General features: G+C 65.9%; 21 protein-coding genes. 11 read left to right on the top strand and 10 right to left on the bottom strand.

What is annotated here, in order from left to right:
* The first annotated feature begins 132 nt into the window (after nucleotides 1-132).
* Both FSZ31_RS05235 and FSZ31_RS05230 read left to right on the top strand, forming a co-directional pair.
* Nucleotides 133-561 carry a hypothetical protein gene (locus FSZ31_RS05235; protein WP_147121955.1) on the top strand — a complete coding sequence of 143 codons (429 nt, stop codon included), beginning with the start codon at nucleotides 133-135 and terminating at the stop codon, nucleotides 559-561.
* Entirely contained in the window at nucleotides 558-1,481 is a 924-nt protein-coding gene (locus tag FSZ31_RS05230) for a cation transporter (protein WP_147121954.1), read from the top strand. Before FSZ31_RS05235 ends, FSZ31_RS05230 begins: the two co-directional genes overlap by 4 nt.
* 3 nt (nucleotides 1,482-1,484) lie before the next feature.
* On the opposite strand, the gene glmS is transcribed toward FSZ31_RS05230, so the two are convergent.
* The 7 genes from glmS to FSZ31_RS05195 form a co-directional block, all read right to left on the bottom strand.
* Nucleotides 1,485-3,308, bottom strand: a complete 1,824-nt coding sequence (gene glmS / locus FSZ31_RS05225) for a glutamine--fructose-6-phosphate transaminase (isomerizing) (protein ID WP_147121953.1) — start codon at nucleotides 3,306-3,308, stop codon at nucleotides 1,485-1,487.
* Nucleotides 3,309-3,956 (bottom strand): hypothetical protein, encoded by a 648-nt coding sequence (locus tag FSZ31_RS05220; RefSeq protein WP_147121952.1) that lies wholly within the window; start codon nucleotides 3,954-3,956, stop codon nucleotides 3,309-3,311. It abuts the gene before it with no gap.
* Complete coding sequence (gene glmU / locus FSZ31_RS05215) at nucleotides 3,953-5,323, bottom strand: bifunctional UDP-N-acetylglucosamine diphosphorylase/glucosamine-1-phosphate N-acetyltransferase GlmU (RefSeq protein WP_147121951.1); 1,371 nt, start codon at nucleotides 5,321-5,323, stop codon at nucleotides 3,953-3,955. Before glmU ends, FSZ31_RS05220 begins: the two co-directional genes overlap by 4 nt.
* 66 nt (nucleotides 5,324-5,389) lie before the next feature.
* The gene (locus tag FSZ31_RS05210) at nucleotides 5,390-6,424 is read right to left on the bottom strand and encodes a nucleotidyltransferase domain-containing protein (protein WP_147121950.1); all 1,035 of its coding nucleotides are present in this window, start codon (nucleotides 6,422-6,424) and stop codon (nucleotides 5,390-5,392) included.
* Nucleotides 6,421-7,287 (bottom strand): HprK-related kinase A, encoded by an 867-nt coding sequence (locus tag FSZ31_RS05205; RefSeq protein WP_147121949.1) that lies wholly within the window; start codon nucleotides 7,285-7,287, stop codon nucleotides 6,421-6,423. Before FSZ31_RS05205 ends, FSZ31_RS05210 begins: the two co-directional genes overlap by 4 nt.
* The gene (locus tag FSZ31_RS05200; protein WP_147121948.1) at nucleotides 7,287-7,589 is read right to left on the bottom strand and encodes an HPr-rel-A system PqqD family peptide chaperone; all 303 of its coding nucleotides are present in this window, start codon (nucleotides 7,587-7,589) and stop codon (nucleotides 7,287-7,289) included. The genes FSZ31_RS05205 and FSZ31_RS05200 overlap by 1 nt, the downstream gene beginning before the upstream one ends.
* A gap of 19 nt (nucleotides 7,590-7,608) precedes the next feature.
* Nucleotides 7,609-8,019, bottom strand: coding sequence for a hypothetical protein (locus FSZ31_RS05195; protein WP_147121947.1), 411 nt, complete (start codon nucleotides 8,017-8,019; stop codon nucleotides 7,609-7,611).
* Nucleotides 8,020-8,146: 127 nt separating this feature from the next.
* On the opposite strand from FSZ31_RS05195, the gene FSZ31_RS05190 reads away from it, so the two are divergent.
* The 7 genes from FSZ31_RS05190 (at nucleotide 8,147) to phoB (ending at nucleotide 15,505) form a co-directional block, all read left to right on the top strand.
* Nucleotides 8,147-9,388, top strand: coding sequence for a sensor histidine kinase (locus FSZ31_RS05190; RefSeq protein ID WP_147121946.1), 1,242 nt, complete (start codon nucleotides 8,147-8,149; stop codon nucleotides 9,386-9,388).
* A gap of 111 nt (nucleotides 9,389-9,499) precedes the next feature.
* Entirely contained in the window at nucleotides 9,500-10,543 is a 1,044-nt protein-coding gene (locus FSZ31_RS05185; RefSeq protein WP_147121945.1) for a substrate-binding domain-containing protein, read from the top strand.
* 90 nt (nucleotides 10,544-10,633) lie between these two features.
* On the top strand, nucleotides 10,634-12,007 hold the full coding sequence (gene pstC, locus FSZ31_RS05180; RefSeq protein ID WP_147122565.1) for a phosphate ABC transporter permease subunit PstC: 1,374 nt from the start codon (nucleotides 10,634-10,636) through the stop codon (nucleotides 12,005-12,007).
* Entirely contained in the window at nucleotides 12,000-13,280 is a 1,281-nt protein-coding gene (pstA, locus tag FSZ31_RS05175; protein ID WP_147121944.1) for a phosphate ABC transporter permease PstA, read from the top strand. Before pstC ends, pstA begins: the two co-directional genes overlap by 8 nt.
* Before the next feature lie 2 nt (nucleotides 13,281-13,282).
* Nucleotides 13,283-14,071 carry a phosphate ABC transporter ATP-binding protein PstB gene (gene pstB, locus FSZ31_RS05170; protein WP_147121943.1) on the top strand — a complete coding sequence of 263 codons (789 nt, stop codon included), beginning with the start codon at nucleotides 13,283-13,285 and terminating at the stop codon, nucleotides 14,069-14,071.
* Nucleotides 14,072-14,091: 20 nt separating this feature from the next.
* Entirely contained in the window at nucleotides 14,092-14,799 is a 708-nt protein-coding gene (gene phoU, locus FSZ31_RS05165; RefSeq protein WP_147121942.1) for a phosphate signaling complex protein PhoU, read from the top strand.
* 7 nt (nucleotides 14,800-14,806) lie between these two features.
* Nucleotides 14,807-15,505, top strand: coding sequence for a phosphate regulon transcriptional regulator PhoB (gene phoB / locus FSZ31_RS05160; RefSeq protein ID WP_147121941.1), 699 nt, complete (start codon nucleotides 14,807-14,809; stop codon nucleotides 15,503-15,505).
* Nucleotides 15,506-15,625: 120 nt separating this feature from the next.
* On the opposite strand, the gene FSZ31_RS05155 is transcribed toward phoB, so the two are convergent.
* On the bottom strand, nucleotides 15,626-17,023 hold the full coding sequence (locus FSZ31_RS05155) for an OprO/OprP family phosphate-selective porin (RefSeq protein WP_147121940.1): 1,398 nt from the start codon (nucleotides 17,021-17,023) through the stop codon (nucleotides 15,626-15,628).
* A 196-nt stretch (nucleotides 17,024-17,219) separates the two neighbouring features.
* Here FSZ31_RS05155 and FSZ31_RS05150 point away from each other — a divergent pair, with 196 nt between their 5' ends.
* Together FSZ31_RS05150 and FSZ31_RS05145 are read left to right on the top strand one after the other, a co-directional pair.
* Nucleotides 17,220-18,119 (top strand): SDR family NAD(P)-dependent oxidoreductase, encoded by a 900-nt coding sequence (locus tag FSZ31_RS05150; RefSeq protein WP_147121939.1) that lies wholly within the window; start codon nucleotides 17,220-17,222, stop codon nucleotides 18,117-18,119.
* Nucleotides 18,120-18,195: 76 nt separating this feature from the next.
* Entirely contained in the window at nucleotides 18,196-19,287 is a 1,092-nt protein-coding gene (locus FSZ31_RS05145; RefSeq protein ID WP_147121938.1) for a hypothetical protein, read from the top strand.
* A 51-nt stretch (nucleotides 19,288-19,338) separates the two neighbouring features.
* Here FSZ31_RS05145 and FSZ31_RS05140 read toward each other — a convergent pair whose 3' ends face one another.
* Together FSZ31_RS05140 and epsC are read right to left on the bottom strand one after the other, a co-directional pair.
* Nucleotides 19,339-19,689 (bottom strand): DUF2794 domain-containing protein, encoded by a 351-nt coding sequence (locus FSZ31_RS05140; protein ID WP_147121937.1) that lies wholly within the window; start codon nucleotides 19,687-19,689, stop codon nucleotides 19,339-19,341.
* Complete coding sequence (gene epsC, locus FSZ31_RS05135) at nucleotides 19,686-20,411, bottom strand: serine O-acetyltransferase EpsC (protein WP_147121936.1); 726 nt, start codon at nucleotides 20,409-20,411, stop codon at nucleotides 19,686-19,688. The genes FSZ31_RS05140 and epsC overlap by 4 nt, the downstream gene beginning before the upstream one ends.
* Nucleotides 20,412-20,419 lie beyond the last annotated feature (8 nt).

Below are 20,419 nucleotides of genomic sequence, written 5' to 3'. Positions count from 1 at the left end.
ATGACGCGCCGGCTTATAGCCAGCCAGCCTGAGGGCGGCAACCAGCCGCGCCGGGTGTCGGAACCATATCGGCCGTGCCGAATTGAAAAGACCATGTTTGCCGGTCCACGCTCGCTCTGTCTGATCCTCGCTTTGGCGATTTCCGGCTGCGACATGCCGCGCGACGTCGAAGGCACGACCGAAGCGATCGCCACCGCCGGGACGATCCGGATCGGTCTTGCCGAAAATTCAGGAAAGACCACGCAGGACGACGCGCAGCTGGTGAGCCGGCTGATCACCCGGCTTGAACGCAAGACCGGGGCTCACGCACAGATTACGCGGGCGACATCCGAACCGCTGCTGCTCGACCTCGAAGCGGGCGAGCTCGATCTCGTGATCGGCAGCTTTGCCGCCAAGACCCCGTGGGTAAAGCGCGTCAGCTTCGCCCCCGCGCTCGCCACCCATCCGCGAGGCGAGGCCAGTCTCGAACTCAAGGCCGCCGGGCGCAATGGCGAAAACCGGTGGATATCGCTGATCGAGCGCGAGAGCCGCGCGGTGGCAAAGGAGGCGGGCACGCCATGACCTATGACCATCTCCCCCAGGAACTGCGTGCGCCGATGCATCGCGCGGTCAGGCTCGAATACTGGAACATCTTCTGGTCGACCTCGGTCGTGATCGTCATGGGGCTGGTGATGGGGCAGAGCCAGGCAATGAAGACCGCCTGGGTCGAGGACCTGCTGGCGCTCGTCCCGCCGATCGCCTTTCTCGTCGCCGCCCGGCTCGAATCGACCGCCGACCATTCGCCCCGCTTTCCGTTCGGCATGCGGCGCGCCAACAGCCTGGGCTTTTTCGTCGCCGCAGTCAGCCTGTTCGCGATCGGCGCGCTGATGCTGTTCGAATCGGCATCGACCCTGCTCAAGCAGGAGCACGTCACGATCGGCACGATCGAACTGTTCGGCCAGTCGATCTGGCTCGGCTGGCTGATGCTCGGGGCGCAGCTCTATTCGCTGATTCCGCCGATCTTCATCGGCAACCGCGAATTGCCGCTGTCGAACACGCTGCAGGACAAATTGCTCCACACCGACGCCTTGATGAACAAGGCCAACTGGATGACCGGCGCGGCGGGCATGGCGGGCGTCGCCGGTCTCGGCCTCGGCTATTGGTGGGCCGACTCGCTCGCCGCCGCGCTGATCTCGCTCGACATCGTCCATGACGGGTTCAAGGCGATGAAGGCGTCGAGCGCCGAACTCGTCGACGGGGCGCCGCGCGCGCTCGACAGCGACGGCATTGCCGAGGATGCCGCGATTGCCGTCGGGTTGCTGAGGATCGCCTATCCCGACGCCGAGGTACGGATGCGCGAGACCGGGCGCTTCATCAAGCTCGAGGTCAAGGGCGCGCGCCCCGAAGATGCCAGGTCCCCGCTCGATATCGACCTCCCGCGGCCGTGGCGGATCGACGACATCGCCTTCATTCCCGACCCGATACCGGGCCTGGGCGACTGACGCCTATTCGACCGTCACCGATTTGGCGAGGTTGCGCGGCTGGTCGACGTCGGTGCCCTTGGCCACCGCGACATGGTATGCGAGCAACTGGACCGGCACCGCATAGACGAGCGGCTGGATCAGCGGGTGGCAGGTCGGCATCTCGATCGTCGCGACACAGCCGTCGCCCGCCGCGGCGATACCCGCAGCATCCGAAATCAGGATCACCTGCCCGCCGCGCGCGGCGACTTCGTGCATGTTGCTGACGGTCTTTTCGAACAGCTCGCCCGACGGCGCGATGACGATCACCGGCACGTCTTCGTCGATCAGCGCGATCGGGCCGTGCTTCATCTCCCCGGCGGCATAGCCCTCGGCGTGGATATAGCTGATTTCCTTGAGTTTGAGCGCACCTTCGAGCGCCATCGGATAATCTGGGCCGCGGCCCAGATAGAGCACGTCGCGCGCCGGCGAAACGAGCCCTGCGATCGCCGCGATATCATCGTCATGGTCGAGCGCGCGGCTCATCGCCTCGGGCGCTTCGGCGAGATGCTTGACGATCTCGGCCTCTTCGGCGGCATCGATCCTGCCCTTGGCGCGCGCAAGGTTGGCGGCAAAGGCGGCGAGCACCGCGAGCTGGCAGGTGAACGCCTTGGTCGAGGCGACGCCGATTTCGGGCCCGGCATTGGTCGGCAGCAGCAGGTCGGCCTCGCGCGCCATCGTGCTCGTCGGCACGTTGACGACGACCGCGATCTTCTGATCGTGCTGCTTGCAATGGCGCAGCGCGGCGAGCGTGTCGGCGGTCTCGCCCGATTGCGAGATGAACAGCGCGAGGCCGCCCGGTGCGAGGACGGGGTCGCGATAGCGGAACTCGCTGGCGACATCGATGTCGACGGGGACGCGGGCGAATTTCTCGAACCAGTATTTGGCGACCATCCCGGCATAGAAGCTCGTCCCGCACGCGACGATCGTGACGCGGTCGATCGCCGACAGGTCGAAATCGGGAATCGGCAGCGCGACGCGCCCGTCGAGCGGCTTGAGATACGCCTGCAGCGTCTGCGCGACGACCACCGGCTGCTCGAAGATTTCCTTCTGCATGTAATGGCGGTGGTTGCCCTTTTCGACCGCCGCCGCCGATGCGCCCGACTGGGTGATCTCACGCTCGACCGGCGCATTATCGACATCGAAAATCTCGACGCTGGTCCGGCTCAAGACCGCCCAGTCGCCCTCTTCGAGATAGGATATCCGCTGCGTCAGCGGGGCCAGTGCGATCGCGTCGGAGCCGAGATAATTCTCGCCATCGCCATAGCCGACGACGAGCGGCGAGCCGAGCCGCGCGCCGATCAACAGGTCGTCATGACCGGCGAACAGGATCGCGAGACTGAAGGCACCGTGCAGCTGTGGCAGGACGGCGGCGACCGCGTCGCGCGGGCTTGCCCCGCCCTCGAGCTCGCGGGCGATGAGATGGCCGACGACCTCGGTGTCGGTCTGGCTCGAAAAGCTGCGGCCATCGGCGATCAGCGCGTCGCGCAGTTCCTTGAAATTCTCGATGATGCCGTTGTGCACCAGGCTGACGTCGCCGACGATATGCGGATGGGCATTGTCCTCGGTCGGCGCGCCATGCGTCGCCCAGCGCGTGTGCGCGATGCCGGTCCGTCCGGGCAGCGGGTCGGCGGCGAGCCGCTCGGCGAGATTGACGAGCTTGCCCGGCGCGCGGCGACGGTCGAACCCGCCGTTGACCAGCGTGCAGATGCCGGCCGAATCATAGCCGCGATATTCGAGCCGCCTGAGCCCTTCGAGAAGCGGCCCGGCGACGTCGCCCTTGCCGAGAATGCCAAGGATTCCACACATTTATTTGCCGTCTTTCTCAGGAATATAGATGAACTCGCCAACCGGCATATAGGGGGTCGAGGCCTCGACGTTAAGATCGGCGTCGGTCGGCGCGGTGCAGATGCGCTCGGCGATCGTCTTGTCGCCCTTGATCACCGCGACGCCCGCGCTGAACGCCGGATCATTGCCTTTGCCGTCGAAGCGCGTGCGCACCATGCGGCTGTAGGCGACATAGGTGAAGCCGCCATTGTCGAACTGGATCTGTGCCTCGCCGCCACCCGAATAGGGCGCGGTCGCGCTGCGCATCGTCCCGCTTCCCGGCGTCCCGTCGGCGGGATAGGCCAGCTCGCGCGTGGTGCCGCGACTGGCGCGATATTGCGCGCCCTGCGCGGGATCGGCGGCGCCGCAGACCGACATCGTCCGCGCACCCGAGCCACAGGAAAAGAGAACAATTTCGCCCGGCCGGCACAGCGTCGGCACGCCCGCCACCGCGATCGTCGCGGCCGCGGCTGATGGTGTCGGCGTCTGTGCCACCGTCTCATTGTGAGCCACCGCCGCGCGGTCGGCTTCGTTTGGCGCGGCGATCTCGTTACCGCCGTTGTCGGGGCTCGAGCATGCCGCCAGCATGACCGCCATCGCCGCCCATCCCGCGGCCGCAACGCGGCTCACGCGCCCTTGTCCTTGCGTGCCTGCATCGCTTCGCGGAAGCGCTTTGCCCAGCCGGGCTTGGCGTCCTGCTTGCCGCGCGCCAGCGCCAGCGCATCGGGTTCGACATCGCGCGTGACGACGCTGCCCGCAGCCACGATCGCGCCCGCGCCGATTGATACCGGGGCGACCAAAGCCGAGTTGGACCCGATGAAAGCTCCGGCTCCTATCACCGTGCGATACTTGAAAAATCCGTCATAATTGCACGTGATCGTGCCGGCGCCGATATTGGCCCCAGCGCCGACCTCGGCATCGCCGAGATAGGTCAGATGGCTGGCCTTGGCGCCCTCTCCGAGCGTCGTGTTCTTGACCTCGACGAAGTTGCCGACCTTGGCCCCCTTGCCGAGCACCGCGCCGGGACGCAGCCGCGCATAGGGACCGACGTCGCAATCCTCGCCGACACTCGCGCCTTCGAGATGCGAGAAGCTCTTGATCCGGGCACCGCGCGCAATCTTGACGCCGCGGCCAAAGACGACGTGCGGTTCGATCACCGTGTCCTCGCCAATCGCGGTGTCGAACGAAAAGAACACGCTGTCGGGATCGCGAAGCGTGACACCATTGCGCATCATCTCGGCGCGACGATCGGCCTGCCAGAGAGCTTCGGCGCGGGCGAGATCGGCGCGGTCGTTGACCCCGGTGACTTCGGCCTCGCTCGTCTCTACGACCGCCGAGGCTCGCTCGTCGACGCTCGCCACCGTGACGAGGTCGGGAAGGTAATATTCGCCCTGCGCATTGGCGTTGCCGATCCGCGCGAGCAAATCGAAAATCTCTTCGCCGCGCGCCATGATCGGCCCGGCATTGCACAAGGTTTCGGCGCGTTCGTCGTCGCTCGCGTCCTTGTATTCGACCATCTTGGCGATCCGCCCGCCCGGCCCGGCGATGACGCGGCCATAGGCCTTGGCGTCGGCGGGGCGGAAGCCGAGGACGACGCAGGCGGGGGCATCGGCGTCGTGCAGCCGTGCCTGCATTGCGGCGACGGTCGCCCGCCTCAACAACGGCACGTCACCGAAGCAGACGAGCACGTCGCCGGCAAAATCGGCCAGGGCATCGCGCGCCTGCAATGCGGCGTGCGCGGTGCCGAGCTGTTCGGTCTGCCGCGCGAAAACGACCGTCTCGCGCGAAGCCTCGGCCTCGACCGCTTCGCCGCCCGCGCCGGTGACGACGACGATCCGCGCTGCGCCGGCGCGCTCAAGCTCGTCGATCAGCCCGACCAGCATTGGCCGCCCGGCGATCGGGTGGAGGACCTTGTGCAACGCCGACTTCATTCGCGTCCCCTGCCCAGCGGCAAGGATGACAATGGCGATCGGTCGGGTGGATGCGGCTGAAACCATGAAACAAACCATCGCCTGAATGGGGTGGAAGAAGTCGTGCCGCGCGTTTGCCACGGCGCGGCGCGATTATCCAGTCCCGCCGAGCCCGCGCTTGCGCCATTTTGTCGCGAGATGCGGCAGCAACTGGCGCAGCGGCATGCGAAGAAGGTGCGAGCGGACGTAGAAGGCGAAGCGGTTTACGCCGTGTGTTTCCTGGCCCCAGCCATTGCGTGCGAGCAGGCGACGGACGAACACGGCATCGCTGCGCGCGCCTTTGTGCCAGTCGTTCGGGAGCGGCGTCGCATAGAGACGATGCGCCAGCCGCACGGCGCGCGCGACCGCAGGACCGAGGTCGTGGCGATCGGCGCGGGTGGCAAGCCGGTCCCAGAAATCGGGCGCATCAGACGCAAACTGCCGCAACAGCCGGTCGATATCCCACAGGTTGCGCAAGCCGCCCGCAAGATCGCCGTCGGCGATGAGGTGCGCGGCCGCATGACAGATCATGTCCTCCCGCGACAGCATCATCAGGCCGCCGTCGCCGATCGGCACCGCATCGGCGATCATCGCCGCGGCATCGGGTGTCGGGCGCGCAGTGAGTGGCAGGATCGTGTGGTGGACATCGATCATACGGTCGCGCTCGCTATGCACCAAGGGCGGCAGTTCGTGCATCCAGCGGCGGTAATAGGCATCGTCGTAATCGTCCTGCTTGACCCATTCCCAGCCGTTGCCAAGCAGCGCTGCCTCAACCGCGTCGATCCGATCGCGCGGGACGAGGATGTCGAGGTCGCCGATCTGCCGCCCCGGCGCGGGGTCGAGCCCGGCGGCGGCATAAGTGGTGCCTTTGAGCAGGATCACCGCCACGCCGAGCGGGGCGAGCGCGCGGCGTGCCATCTCGGCCTCCCACACGGCGCGCCGTGTCGCCGTCTCGCTCGCGCTACGGATATCGGCGAGCATCGCGGCAATCGGTGCAGGCAGCGCCAGATCGGCGCAGCGATGGGCAAGCGTCCCGTCGAGCACCTCGGCGCGCGCGACGCTGAGCAGGCGGGTCCAGCGCGCGCCGTCGAACGCCAGCGCAACTGCAGGATCGCGCAGCACCGCGACGAGATCGCGCACCGCGCTCATCCGACGTGCTCGGTCCACAGCCGTTCGACCTCGGCAATGCCTGCTTCGCCATCGCTGTAATCGAGCGCGAGCGCAGGGACCGATTCGACAAAGCGCGACAAGGTGCCAAAGCCGCGCTCGCCCAGCGCGACATAGTTGGTCGACGCCTGCGTCAGCCGCATGAAATTCTCGGACTTTGCCAATCGCCGCGTCGCCGCATCGAACCCGTAACGCGGATAGAGCAGCAGCGCGGGCGCCGCCGGTTCGTCCATCCGCGCAATCGCATCGGCGCGCGGCACAAGGTGGCGGATCGCGCCCTTTGGCGTAGCCTCAAGCCGCGGACCGAAACGGGCGGCATCGGCGACCGCCTCGACCGCGGCGATGCCCGCATTCTTGAGGCTGACGAGCCGGGGAAAGCCGCGCACGCTATCGCTATCGAGGTCGAGCAGCGTGAACTCGTCACCGAGCAGGCGCCAGCCGCGCTCGCCGAGCATCGCCGCAAGCGTCGATTTGCCCGAGCCGCTCTCGCCCGTCAGGATCAGCGCACGCCCGTCCTTTTCGACCGCGCTGGCATGGATCAGCAAATGGCGACGCCAGCCCAGCGCCATCTGCAGGTTCATCCCCATTTCGGCCGCGAGCAGCCCATGCGCGAGCGAAAGCGGCAGCGCATCGGGCAGCATGTAATCGCCGCCGAGATGAACCGAGGGGCGCACGAAACGGCGCCACGGACGCTTCGCCTCGAGCCGGACGGTGAAATCGGCAAAGCCATCGGGCGCGGGCGGATAATCGGCATAGAGCGTGCGCAGGTCGGCGATCGGTGCGCGCCAGTCGCTGCCGACGCGAAATGCCGCCGGGCCGATCTTGAGCGTCAGGCCATGCCGCATCAGAGCGCCCGCGCGTCGACCAGGCCGAGCGCTGCAAGCTCGGCGAGCCGCGCGCGCAGCGCGGCAAGCTCGCCTTCGATCGCATAGTCGTCGGCAAGCCGCTGCATCAGATCGGCAGCGCTGGCGGGCCCCGCGGCAAGCGCGTCGAGAATCGCCGGGACGGGCTCACCGACGAGATGCGTCAGGCCCGAGCGCCGGTCGTAGATCGCATCGAGGAGGTCGAGCGGCGTGCGCAGCAGCGTCGCGGCAGGCGGGGCGTGGTAAACCGGATCGGGCGCGGCGTCGGGCATCACGGCGCTCATAGCATGCGCCGCGCGCCTGTCAGCGCGGCATCTGGATCGAGGCGAAGCAGGTAAAGCCGCCGGTGCCCGAGCGCAGGCGGCGGATATAGTTCACATAGGCCTCGTTCTGTTCGGCCGTCGTGCCGGGCAGGCGGCCGCCGTGCGTCATGACGTTGCGCACGTCCTCGCCCTTGAACGGCATCGCCGCGCCGGGCACCGCGCCGGGCGTGCCGGGAGCGACGAGCGAACCGTCGGCGGCGACATACTGGCTGGCGCGCGACGGATCGGGCACGGGAATTTCGCAGGTCATCACCGAAACCGCGGTTTGGGCGAGCGCGGGACGCACGCTGATCACCGTCGCGGCACCGATCGCGCCGAGTTGCAGCACGCGGCGGCGCGATGCCGCGGGGCTTTGCGCGCTGTTGGCGGACGGGTCTTGGTGATCGCTCATCACCGCTCCATACGACGAGCGGCGCAAGACATAAAGTGCGCTGATATCGCGGTCGGCCCAAGTCCCCGATTGGCACATCGCCCGCCGCGCGTGTAAACGCCGGTCAGCGGCGCGGAGGAAACGACCCATGACGAGAATCCTGTTCGCCCTGGCCGCGGTCGGAATCGGATGTTTCGTCGCGATCACGCTCGGCGCGGCAGCCAATATCGTCCTGATCGTCGCGGGGACCGGCCTTGCCACGCTGCTGCTCGCGCTGTCGCCCGCCGAAACCCATGCGCCGCAGCGTCTCGACGAGACCTCCGAGGTCACAACCTCGCCAATGCCGATCGAGGACCATCCCGCGTTTCGCGCGATCATCGCGGCAACCCCCGACCCGATCCTGATCGTGCGCAGCGGACGGGTCACCGCAGCCAATGACGCGGCGCGCGATTGGCTTGGCGATTATATCGTCGGCAGCGACGTACGCACCGCAATCCGCCATCCCGCCGCCGCCGAGCGGCTGGCCAATCCGCGCCCCGGATCGCAGGGCGGCACGATCGCCCTCGTCGGCCTCGGCAGGCTCAATCGCCGCGTCGAGATGCGCACGATCGCCCTGCCCGACGCCAGCCGTTTCGTCCTCCTGACCGACCGCACCGCAATCGACACCGCCGAAACGAGCCGCGCCGATTTCGTCGCCAATGCGAGCCACGAACTGCGCACCCCGCTGGCGGCGATCCTCGGCTTTATCGAGACGTTGAGCGACCCCGAAACCGGCGGCGACGAGACCACACGCCAACGATTCCTCGCTGTGATGGACAAGGAAGCGCGTCGCATGCAGCGGCTAGTCGACGACCTGATGTCGCTGTCGCGAATCGAGGCGAGCAAGTTCCGCGCGCCGACCGACCCGATCGATCTTGCCGAACTGACCGCTCAGGTCGTCGGCGAAATCGCCAACGGCCAGGACCCGCGTGCCGACGATATCGCGGTGGACGCCGAGCCGGCATTGCCGCTCGTGCTCGGCGATCGCGCCCAGCTGTCGCAATTGCTCCACAACATCGTCGGCAATGCGATGAAATACGGGCGGCCCGAGAGCCCGGTCGAGATTGCCATCGCCCGCGACGGCCATCACATGGTCCGGATCCGCGTCAGCGACCATGGCGAAGGCATCGCGTCCGAACACCTGCCGCGCCTGACCGAACGCTTCTATCGCGTCGATTCGGCGCGCAGCCGCGCCGCCGGCGGGACCGGGCTGGGCCTCAGCCTCGCCAAGCATATCGTCGAACGCCATCGCGGGCGGATCGATATCGCCAGCCGCGCCGGGCACGGCACGCAGGTGACGATTGCGCTGCCGTGCGCCGATGACGAGGACCGCGCGGTACCGCCGTCATAAAATTGTGACCCGCGAGTCATGAAATTGTCATTGGCGTGGCCGATTGGGCTGCATCGCACGATGGCATCGCCCGTCGCGCGCAGACATCCATCTGGGGTTAGGAATACAGCAATGAACAAGACTCTCGCTCTCATCGCCGTCTCGGCGATCGCGCTCGCCGGTTGCAACGACAAGGCCGGCAGCTCGGGCGCATCGCGCGATTACATTTCGGCAGTCGGATCTTCGACTGTCTATCCGTTTGCCACCACCGCGGCTGAAGAGTTCGTCCGCGCCAACGCCGGCATGAAGACGCCGAAGATCGAATCGACCGGTACCGGCGGCGGCATGGAGCGTTTCTGCCAGGGCGTCGGCGCCGCCTATCCCGATATCGAGGACGCCTCGCGCCGGATGAAGAAGTCCGAGTTCGACAAGTGCGTCGCCAATGGCGTCAAGGATATCGTCGAAATCCAGGTCGGCATCGACGGCATCGCGGTGGCCCAGTCGGTCGACGGCACCAAGCTCTCGCTGACCCCGCAGGACCTTTACAAGGCGCTCGCCGCGAACGTCGACGGCAAGCCCAACACTGCCAAGACCTGGAAGGACGTCAACCCGTCGCTCCCCGCGATCGGCATCTCGGTCTATGGCCCGCCCTCGACTTCGGGCACCTATGACGCGTTCAAGGAACTGATCCTTCTGAAGGGTTGCGAAGCCGACCCCAAGATGAAGGCGATGAAGGAGAGCGACAAGGACGGGTTCGAAAAGAGCTGCACCGACCTGCGCAGCGCGCCTTATTATGTCGAGCAGGGCGAAAACGACAACCTGATGATCGGCAAGCTGGCCAAGAACCCCAACAGCGTCGGCCTGTTCGGCTACAGCTATCTCGAGGAAAACCAGGACAAGGTCCGCGGCATTCCGCTGAACGGCATCGCGCCCGAATATGCCGCGATCGCCAGCGGCGAATATCCCGGCGCGCGCCCGCTCTACATCTACATCAAGAAAGCCCATGTCGGCGTCATTCCGGGCATCAAGGAATATGTCGCTGAATTCTTGAAGGGCGCGGGCGAAGGCGGCTATCTCAAGGCCAAGGGTCTGATCCTGTCGCCTGCCGATGTCGCGGCAAAGGCCAATGCCACCGCGGCGGCGATGACGACGCTTGACGGCGCCGACCTGAAGTAACACGGCCTGTTGCCGAAACCGAATTGCGATGGGGGTGCCGGGTTCCGGCATCCCCATTGGCGTTAGTAAAGAGGGGCGTGATTGGTGACGATATCCGGACCGGCACTGCTGTTCCTGATCGTCGGCCTGGGGGTCGTCGGCTGGCTTGCCGGACGCGCCAAGGCGCGCGGCTTTTCGCGTGTCGGGGGACGCCGCGCGCTCCATTCGCTGCCCAATTACCACGGCTGGTACGTGGCCCTTTGGGCGGTCGTCCCGCCGCTGATATTCCTCGCTGTCTGGTCGGCCTTGTCGCCATCGCTGGTGACCGATGCGGTCCTCGCCACGCCCGCTGCCGCCAGCCTGCCCGCCGACATGTTTTCGCGCGCGGCGATTCTTGGCGAGGCGCGCAGCATCGCGATGGGCCAGCTCGACGTCGGCTTCAATCCGCAGGCGGCCGCGCTGGTCGCGCCGTATCGCACCGCAATCTCCTATTATTCCTCGATCGGCGCGGTCGGGGCCGCGTTGCTGCTGTTTGCCGGCTGGGCCTATGGCTACACCCGGCTCAAACAGGATTTTCGCGCCCGCACCCGGGTCGAGCGCGTCGTCATGGGCACGCTGCTGATCGCCTCGCTGATCGCCATCCTGACGACGGTCGGCATCGTCCTGTCGCTGATCTTCGAATCGATCCGCTTTTTCGGCATGGTCTCGCCCTTCGCGTTCCTGACGGGGACGCACTGGAGTCCCGCATCGGGGAACGTCGATCCCGATCAGTTCGGCGCGATCCCGCTGTTCTGGGGGACGATCCTGATCGGCGCGATCATTGCGATGCTGGTCGCCATCCCGCTCGGCCTGATGAGCGCGATCTACCTGACCCAGTACGCCGCGCCCAAGGTCCGCCAGTGGATGAAGCCGATCCTCGAGATCCTCGCCGGCGTGCCGACCGTGGTTTACGGCTATTTCGCCGCGCTGACCGTTGCGCCCGCATTGCGCGACTTTGCCGTGATGATCGGCATCCCCAATGCCAGCGGCGAAAGCGCGATGGCCGCGGGTGTCGTGATGGGCGTGATGATCATCCCGTTCGTTTCCTCGATGGCCGACGACAGCATCAACGCGGTGCCGCAATCGATGCGCGACGGGTCGCTGGCGATGGGATCGACGACCAGCGAGACGATTCGCCAGGTGATCCTGCCCGCCGCGCTGCCCGGTGTCGTCGGCGGCGTCCTGCTCGCGGTCAGCCGCGCGATCGGCGAGACGATGATCGTCGTCATGGCCGCCGGACTTTCGGCGAGCATGACCGCCAACCCATTTGCCAGCGTCACCACGGTGACCGCGCAGATCGTCAAGCTGCTGACCGGCGACCAGGAATTCGACAGCGCCAAGACGCTCGCCGCGTTCGCGCTCGGCCTCGTCCTGTTCATCGTCACGCTGCTGCTCAACATCGTCGCTTTGCGCGTCGTGAAGAAATATCGTGAAGCTTATGAATAGCCCCGACGCCCTCGACGCAGCGGTCGACCGCACGCCGACCGACTGGAACGCGCCCGACATGCAGGCGCGCATCCGGCGACGCTACGCGTCCGAGCGCCGGTTCAAATATGTCGGCCTCTCCGCGGTCGCCGCCTCGGCCGCATTCCTCGCCTTCCTGCTGATCGTCATGATCGGCAACGGCATCGGCGGCTTCACCCAGACGCGCATCGCGCTGCCTGTCGATTTCGAGACCGCACCGATCAGCGTCGATCCCGACCTGCTGCGCTCGGGCAGCGGCGAGGCAGCGCTCGCCAATGCCGATTTCCAGGGGCTGGTCGAATATGCCGCGACCGCCGCTTACGGCCCCGGCGCGAACCAATATTTCAGCGATGGCGCCTGGGTGCTGGTGCGCCGCCAGATTGCCGCCAATCCCGACCTGCTCCTCGGCAAGACGGTATTCGACCTGCCCGCCGCATCGGACATCGACATCGCCAACAAGAGCGAAGGCAGCGCTGAGGCCGAACGCGCGGTAAAACTGCTCGATAGCCGCCACGCGCTGTCGAAAAGCTTGAACGTCGCCTTCCTGACCGGCGGCGATGCGACCGATCCTGCGCTTGCGGGGATCTGGGGCGCGCTCAAGGGGTCGCTGCTGACGATGCTCGTCACGCTCGTCCTTGCCTTTCCCGTCGGCGTTCTCGCCTCGCTCTATCTCGAGGAATATGCCGCGCGAAACCGGCTGACCGACATCATCGAGGTGTCGATCAACAATCTTGCCGCGGTCCCCTCGATCATCTTCGGCCTGCTAGCGCTCGCGGTGTTCATCAACCTGTTCGGCATGCCGACCTCATCGCCACTGGTCGGCGGCGTCACGCTGGCGTTGATGACGATGCCGGTGATCGTCATCGCCGGTCGCAACGCGATCAAGTCGGTCCCGCCGTCGATCCGCGATGCCGCGCTGGGTGTCGGCGCCAGCCGCGTCCAGGTCGTCTTCCACCACGTCCTGCCGCTCGCCTTGCCCGGCATCCTGACCGGCACGATCATCGGCATGGCGCGCGCGCTCGGCGAGACCGCGCCGCTGCTGCTGATCGGCATGCGCGCCTTCATCGCCGATCCGCCCGGCGGGATCACCGATCCCTCGACGGTCCTGCCGATGCAGATCTTCCTGTGGTCCGACGAAGTCGACAAGGGCTTCGTCGAAAAGACCTCGGCGGCGATCATCGTCCTGCTCGTCGTCCTGCTGTCGATGAACGCCTTTGCCGTCTATCTCCGCAACCGTTTCGAAAAGCGCTGGTAATTATGCCCGATTCCATTTCCCCCACCGGCACGCCCAATCCCAAGATGACGGCGCGCAACGTCAGCGTCTATTACGGCGACAAGAAAGCGATCGATAACGTCTCGATCGATGTCGATCGCGATAACGTGACCGCGTTCATCGGCCCGTCGGGCTGTGGCAAGTCGACATTCCTGCGCACGCTCAACCGGATGAACGACACGATTCCCTCGGCCCGCGTCGAAGGCGATATCAAGCTCGACGGCGAAGACATCTATTCGTCGGCGATGGACGTCGTCCAGCTGCGCGCGCGCGTCGGCATGGTCTTCCAGAAGCCCAACCCGTTCCCCAAGTCGATCTACGACAATGTCGCTTACGGTCCCAAGATCCACGGCCTCGCCGAGGGCAAGGTCGAGCTCGACACGATCGTCGAACGCTCGTTGAAGCGCGCCGGCCTGTGGGAAGAGGTCAAGGACCGCCTGACCGACAGCGGCACCGCATTGTCGGGCGGTCAGCAGCAGCGATTGTGCATCGCCCGCGCGATCGCGGTCGATCCCGAGGTGATCCTGATGGACGAGCCGTGCAGTGCGCTCGATCCGATCGCGACGGCCAAGATCGAGGAGCTGATCCACGAACTGCGCGGCCGCTATGCGATCGTCATCGTCACGCACAACATGCAGCAGGCCGCGCGCGTGTCGCAGCGCACCGCCTTCTTCCATCTCGGCAACCTGGTCGAATACGGCCAGACGACCGACATCTTCACCAATCCCCGCGAAACGCGGACCAAGGATTACATCACCGGCCGCTACGGCTGACGATTGAGCAGGAACGCGCTATGAACACGGGCATGGACCACACGGTAAAGGCTTTCGACGACGATCTTTCCGAATTGCGCGGGATGATTTCCGAAATGGGCGGGCGGTCCGAACTGGCGCTTGACCAGGCGATGCGTGCACTGGCCAACCACGATCTCGAACTCGCCGAAAAGGTCGTCGTCAGCGACAAGGTGATCGACGAGCTCGAGGCCGAGGTCGAAAAGCGCATCGTCCAGGTGATGGCGCTGCGCGCACCGATGGCCGACGATCTGCGCGAGATGGTCGCGGCGATGAAGATCGCCGGTGTCGTCGAACGGATCGGCGATTATGCCAAGAACATCGCCAAGCGCATCCCGCTGATGACCGACAGCCGCTCGATCGAGGCCGTCTCGCTGCTCGTGTCGATGGCCGATATCGCCAAGGAAATGGTCCACGACGTGCTCGACGCCTTTGCCGCGCGCGATGCCGATGTCGCGGTGCGCGTGTGCGAGCGCGACCAGGCGGTCGACGATTTCTATAATTCGATCTTCCGCACGCTCGTCACCTTCATGATGGAAAACCCGCGCAACATCGGCGAATCGGCGCATCTCCTGTTCGTCGCCAAGAACATCGAGCGGATCGGCGATCACGCGACCAACGTCGCCGAGATGGTCTATTATGCGGTCACCGGCGATCGCCTGCCCGACCGCGAACGCGGCGAAAACCCCACCGACGAGCCGGTCGGCTGATCGGATCATGCCGCACGCCGACATGCTGCTCGTCGAAGACGACGCCGCTCTCGCCGAGCTGCTGACCTTTCATTTCACGCGCGAGGAATTCACCGTCCGGCACACGCCCGACGGCGAAGAGGCGCTGATCCTCGCCAAGGAAAAAGTGCCCGACATCGTCCTGCTCGACTGGATGGTAGAGAACCTCTCGGGGATCGAGGTCTGTCGCCGCCTGCGCCGCGATCCGGGCACCGCCAACGTGCCGATCATCATGCTGACCGCGCGCGGCGAAGAGGAAGACCGCATCCGCGGCCTCGACACCGGCGCCGACGATTACGTCACCAAGCCGTTCTCCCCGCGTGAGCTGATCGCGCGGGTCCAGGCGGTGCTGCGCCGCGTCCGCCCCGCGCTGGCCGGCGAGACGCTGCGCTATGCCGATATCGAAATCGACACCGTCGCGCACCGCGTCCGCCGCGACGGCGACCCGATCGCACTCGGCCCGACCGAGTTTCGACTGCTGCGCCACTTCCTCGAACATCCCGGTCACGTCTTTTCGCGCGAGCGCCTGCTCGACAGCGTCTGGGGCCAGAACAGCGATATCGAGCTGCGCACCGTCGACGTCCATATCCGCCGCTTGCGCAAGGCGATCAACGAAGGCGGTCGCACCGACCTCATCCGCACCGTCCGCTCGGCCGGCTATGCGCTCGACGCCGAAGGGCGCATCTGACGCCACTCCGGGCGTCATGACCCAAGCCCAGCACCAACGAAAAACGCCGGAACCCGCGTTACGGATTCCGGCGTTCTGGCGTCGTCAGGAGGGGGACGACGACGCGAGGTCTATGGCGTGTTAGAAATCGATCTGCGCGCGCATGCCGAGCGTGTCGACAGAATAGCTGCGATCGGTCCCCGCGGGCACAGCGGCGTTATCGTAAACGATGTGACCGTAGTTGGCGACGAAGCGGACATAATCGATCGGCACCCAGACGAGTGACAGGCCATAGGCGTTCTGCGTTCCACCCGTGATGCCGTTGTCGACGAGGTCGAGATAGTCGTAGCGCGCATTGAGCTGGATCGCGCCGATCCCGCCCTTGGTGATCAGCCGCGAAGGCTTGATGCGATCGAACGCACCGCCCTTGTAACCGCTCGAATCGCCCGGCGTCAGCATCATGCCGACCTCTCCATAGCCGCCGAAAAAGGTCGGATCGGCAGCACCCGAAACCAAGGCGGTCTGCCAGAAGCCTTCGGCGCTCGCGTGGAACGGGCCGGTCATCGCCGCTGCCTCAAGTCCCAAGCCGCGCTCACCCTTGGCCGCGATGTTCCCGGTGTCGATCAGGCGCAGATCGGTTGTGTGCGCAAACGGACGCGCACGGTAGCGCACGCTTGACTGGCCATCGTTGAAATCGTGGTAATGCGCCGATCCGCCGAGATGAAGCTGCGTGTTGCCCAGCTTGGGGAAATATACGACGCGGCCATCGAAGCTGTAGCTGTTGTTGCTGTCGCTCAACAGGTCGCTGGCATTGTCACTGAAAACACCGCCCTGAACGAGCAGCGACTTGCCGTTGTAAGCGCCCGAGACACCGACGCGACGTTCGAAGCCGAAACCGCTGGTGAACGATGCCCGCTCCATGAAGCTGGTGAACAGGTCGCTCGTCATCTCCTCGAGCGACCAGAACGGCTTGATCTGCCCAACGGTGATCGACGCAGGGCCGTCCGAATAGGTCACGTAAACATCGGTCAGCTCGACCGCGCTGTTGGCCAGATCGGCCTCGACGCGATAGGCGAAGCCGCCGGGAATCTTGCCGTCGACGCCGAGATAGATGCGGCGAAATTCGGTCGCGGTGCCAAGCCGGTTGCCGCCGACGCTGTCGGGTGCGTTCACGCTCGCTATGTCGAGCTGAGCACGACCGCGCGGCTTGAAGCTCCAGCCGCCCTCGCCGGTGATCTCGGGCGCACCCTTCCACGCGATGGCGGGAACGCTCTTTGCTGCCGCAGTGGCCTCGGTAGCAGCCGCCGTCGCCGCCTGCGCCTTGACGTCGGCGTTGGCAGCAGCCTGGCCGGCGTCCTGCGCGGTCTGATCGGTCGCTGCGACGCGCGCCTCGAGCGTGGCGAGCTGCGCCTTCATCGCGGCGAGCTGGGCGCGCAACTGCGCGGCTTCGTCGGCGCTGATCTCCTGCGCATGGACGGGCGTGGCAAAAGCGGTAACGGCGCTGGCCGAAAGCAGCGCGGCGGCGAGAGTACGTGTCATGGTTATCCCCGAATAAAATGAATGCCCGAAGGCGTCGATGACGCCGCTAGGACCAAGCTGTTACGATTCGAAGGCGGTTGTGTGACGGATATTTGACAGCCGCCCGCCACAGGCGACCAAAGGGCTTGCCCCGCGCGCCTGCGACCGCCAATCGGGGCACATAATATTGCACATCATCAGCTCAGGGGATTTCGCCATGACGATCGACTTTACCGGACGCGTTGCCGTCGTGACGGGCGCCGGCGGCGGCCTGGGCCGCGAATATGCGATTCAACTCGCGCGCCGCGGGGCGAAGGTCGTGGTCAACGACCTCGGCGGTTCGCGCGACGGCACCGGCCATTCGGATGCCGCCGCCAAGGTGGTCGCCGAGATCGAGGCGGCGGGCGGAGAAGCGATCGCCGATGGCGGCAGCGTTACCGAATATGCCCAGATGGAAGCCATGGTCGCGCGGGCGAAAGACCGCTGGGGCCAGATCGACATCCTGATCAACAACGCCGGCGTCCTGCGCGACAAGAGCTTCGCCAAGATGAGCCCGGAGGATTTCGCCTTCGTCGTCGACGTCCACCTCAATGGATCGGCCAACGCGACCAAGGCGGTCTGGGAAATGATGCGGCAGCAGGCCTATGGCCGCATCCTGATGACCGCCTCGTCGACCGGCCTGTTCGGCAATTTCGGCCAGGCTAATTACGGCGCTGCCAAGCTGGGCCTCGCCGGCCTCACCAAGACACTCGCGATCGAGGGCGCCAAATACGACATTCGCGTCAACACGCTCGCCCCGACCGCGGCGACGCGAATGACCGAGGATATTTTTCCCGAGGCGATGCACGCGCTGTTTTCACCCGAAAGCGTTGCGCCGGCCGCGCTCTACCTCGTCAGCCATGATGCCCCCACCAACATGATCATGGGCGCGGGCGCAGGCGTCTACCAGGCCGCCTATGTCACGCTGACGCAGGGCGTCGCGCTGCCCGCAGACCAGCAAACCCCCGAAGGCGTCGCCGCCGCGATCGACCGGATCACCGACCGGACCGGCGAGATCGTCCCGCAATCGGGCGCCGAACAGGCCGGCACGATCCTCAAATTGCTGCAGGGCGGCTAACTGTATTGCCAACATAACACGCATATGCTAATCCCGTCCCGGGCAAGATCGTAACGATCAAAGAAAAGGACAGGGGATGTATAGCGAAACCGATATCCAGACGGCGATTGCCGATGGCGCGATCAGCGCCGAGGCAGCAGCCGCATTGCGCGCGCACGTGGCAACATTGCGTGAAACACCCGCGGTCGACGAGGAGAGTTTCCGCCTCCTGACCGGCTTCAACGACATTTTCGTCAGCATTGCCGCGGCGATCCTGCTGGTCGCGGTCGGCTGGATCGGCCAGTCGATCTGGCCGGTCGAGGGACCATCGCCGCTCGCGGGCGCGCTGGTTGCCGGCTCGGCATGGGCACTGGCCGAATATTTCACCCGCCAGCGTCGCATGGCGCTGCCCAGCATCCTGTTGCTGCTCGCCTTTTCGGGCGGGATATTCGCGATGCTCGGCGGCTTTATCGCGGTCGGCGGTGAAGACATGTTCGGCAGGAATCCCGATCCGCGGCTGATGGCATCGCTGGCAGCGGGCATCGGCCTGATCACCGCCGGCGCGACCTGGTTGCACTGGAAGCGCTTCATGGTGCCGATCACCGTCGCCGTCGGTGCCGCAGCGATCGCTGGTACGGTCATCGCGCTGATTCTTGCCGGCATCGGCCAGGTCGACAACATGCGCAATATCGTCCTCGGCCTCGTCCTCGTTGCAGGTCTCGGCGTCTTCGCCCTGGCAATGAACTGGGACACGTCGGACAAATTGCGCCAGACGCGGCGCAGCGACGTGGCTTTCTGGCTCCACCTGCTTGCCGCGCCGATGATCGCGCACGCATTGTTCAGCCTCCTGGGCGTGACCGAAGGCAATGCGATCTCGGCAGGCAGCGCGATCCTCGTCATCGCGATCTATGTCGCGATGGGCGTCGTTGCGCTGGCGATCGACCGGCGCGCGCTGCTCGTCTCGGCGCTGGCCTATGTACTCTATGCGCTGACCGAGCTGTTCCGCGAATTCGGTGCGGTCGAACTCAACGTCGCGCTCACCGCGCTGGTGATCGGTTCGGCGTTGCTGCTGCTGTCGGCCTTCTGGCAGAATGCACGCGCGTTCGTCGTCGCTATGCTGCCCGATAGCGTGTCGGATCGCCTGCCGGTGATCGCGGCACCTGCAACGGTGGCAACGCTCACCGCCTGAGCGAACAATACCTAACGCGAGGCGGCCGGTTCGGAAACGGACCGGCCGTTTCTATTCGCCGACCAGCTTCATCAGGCGCCGTTCGACCGGCGCGAGGACGCCCGCCAGTTCATGCCCGCGTTTGAGCACCGCCCCACCCTCACCGACCAGCGACCACATGCCCTGGCGCGCGCGCAGCGCGGGGCGTTTCTCGACGCGGATCTCGGGACGTTCGGCGGCCCGGCGAAAGGCGCTGAAGATCGCGACGTCGCGCCCGAAATACATCGCGTAATCGCGCCAGTGCCCGGCCGCGACCATGCGTCCGTACAGGTCCATGATGCGGGTCAGTTCGGCACGCTCATAGCCGACCTGCGTCGCCCGGCTCGGCTGGGTCGACGGAAACGGCGTAACGTTTCCGCTCAAGCGCGCTTGCCCTTGCGCGGAAGCGTGACGGGATCGGCGGGAGCGATCGCGACCGGCGCGGAGTCGCGCTCGGCCTTGAGCGCCTCAACCTGCTTGGCGAGCACAGCAATCTGGCATTCGAGAATCTCGAGCTTCTGCGTCGCCGGATCGAACCGGTCGCCGCACGGCGTACCATAAGGCATGAACTCGCGCGCGTAATCGTCGGCCTCGACGAGCATCTGGCGCGCGGGAATGCCGACCATCGTCGCGCCTTCGGGAACATCCTTGGTGACGACGGAATTGGCCCCGACGCGCGCACGCGGGCCGAGCGTGATGGGCCCCAGGATCTGCGCGCCCGAACCGATGATGACGTTGTCGCACAGCGTCGGATGGCGCTTGCCCGGAATGCCGTTGGTCGGATTGGTCCCGCCCAGCGTGACGCACTGGTACAAGGTCACGTTGTCGCCGATCTCGGCAGTCTCGCCAATGACGGTAAAGCCGTGGTCGATAAAAAGGTGCTTGCCGATCTTGGCGCCGGGATGGATGTCGATCGCGGTCAGCATCCGTGCGACATGGTTGACCAGCCGCGCGAGGAAGAACAGTCCGCTCTCGAACAGCCAGTGCGAAACGCGGTGGAAACCGACCGCCCACAACCCCGGGTAGGTCAGCACTTCCCAGCGCGACCGCGGGCTTGGATCGCGCGCGACGATCGAATCGAGAGTGGCGATCAGGCGATCGAACATAAAGATTT

Origin of the sequence: Flavisphingopyxis soli (assembly GCF_007995095.1) — a bacterium.
Taxonomy (GTDB): Bacteria; Pseudomonadota; Alphaproteobacteria; order Sphingomonadales; family Sphingomonadaceae; genus Flavisphingopyxis; species Flavisphingopyxis soli.
Note: the sequence above shows the minus strand (reverse complement) of the source record. Positions and strands in the feature narration are given on the sequence as shown.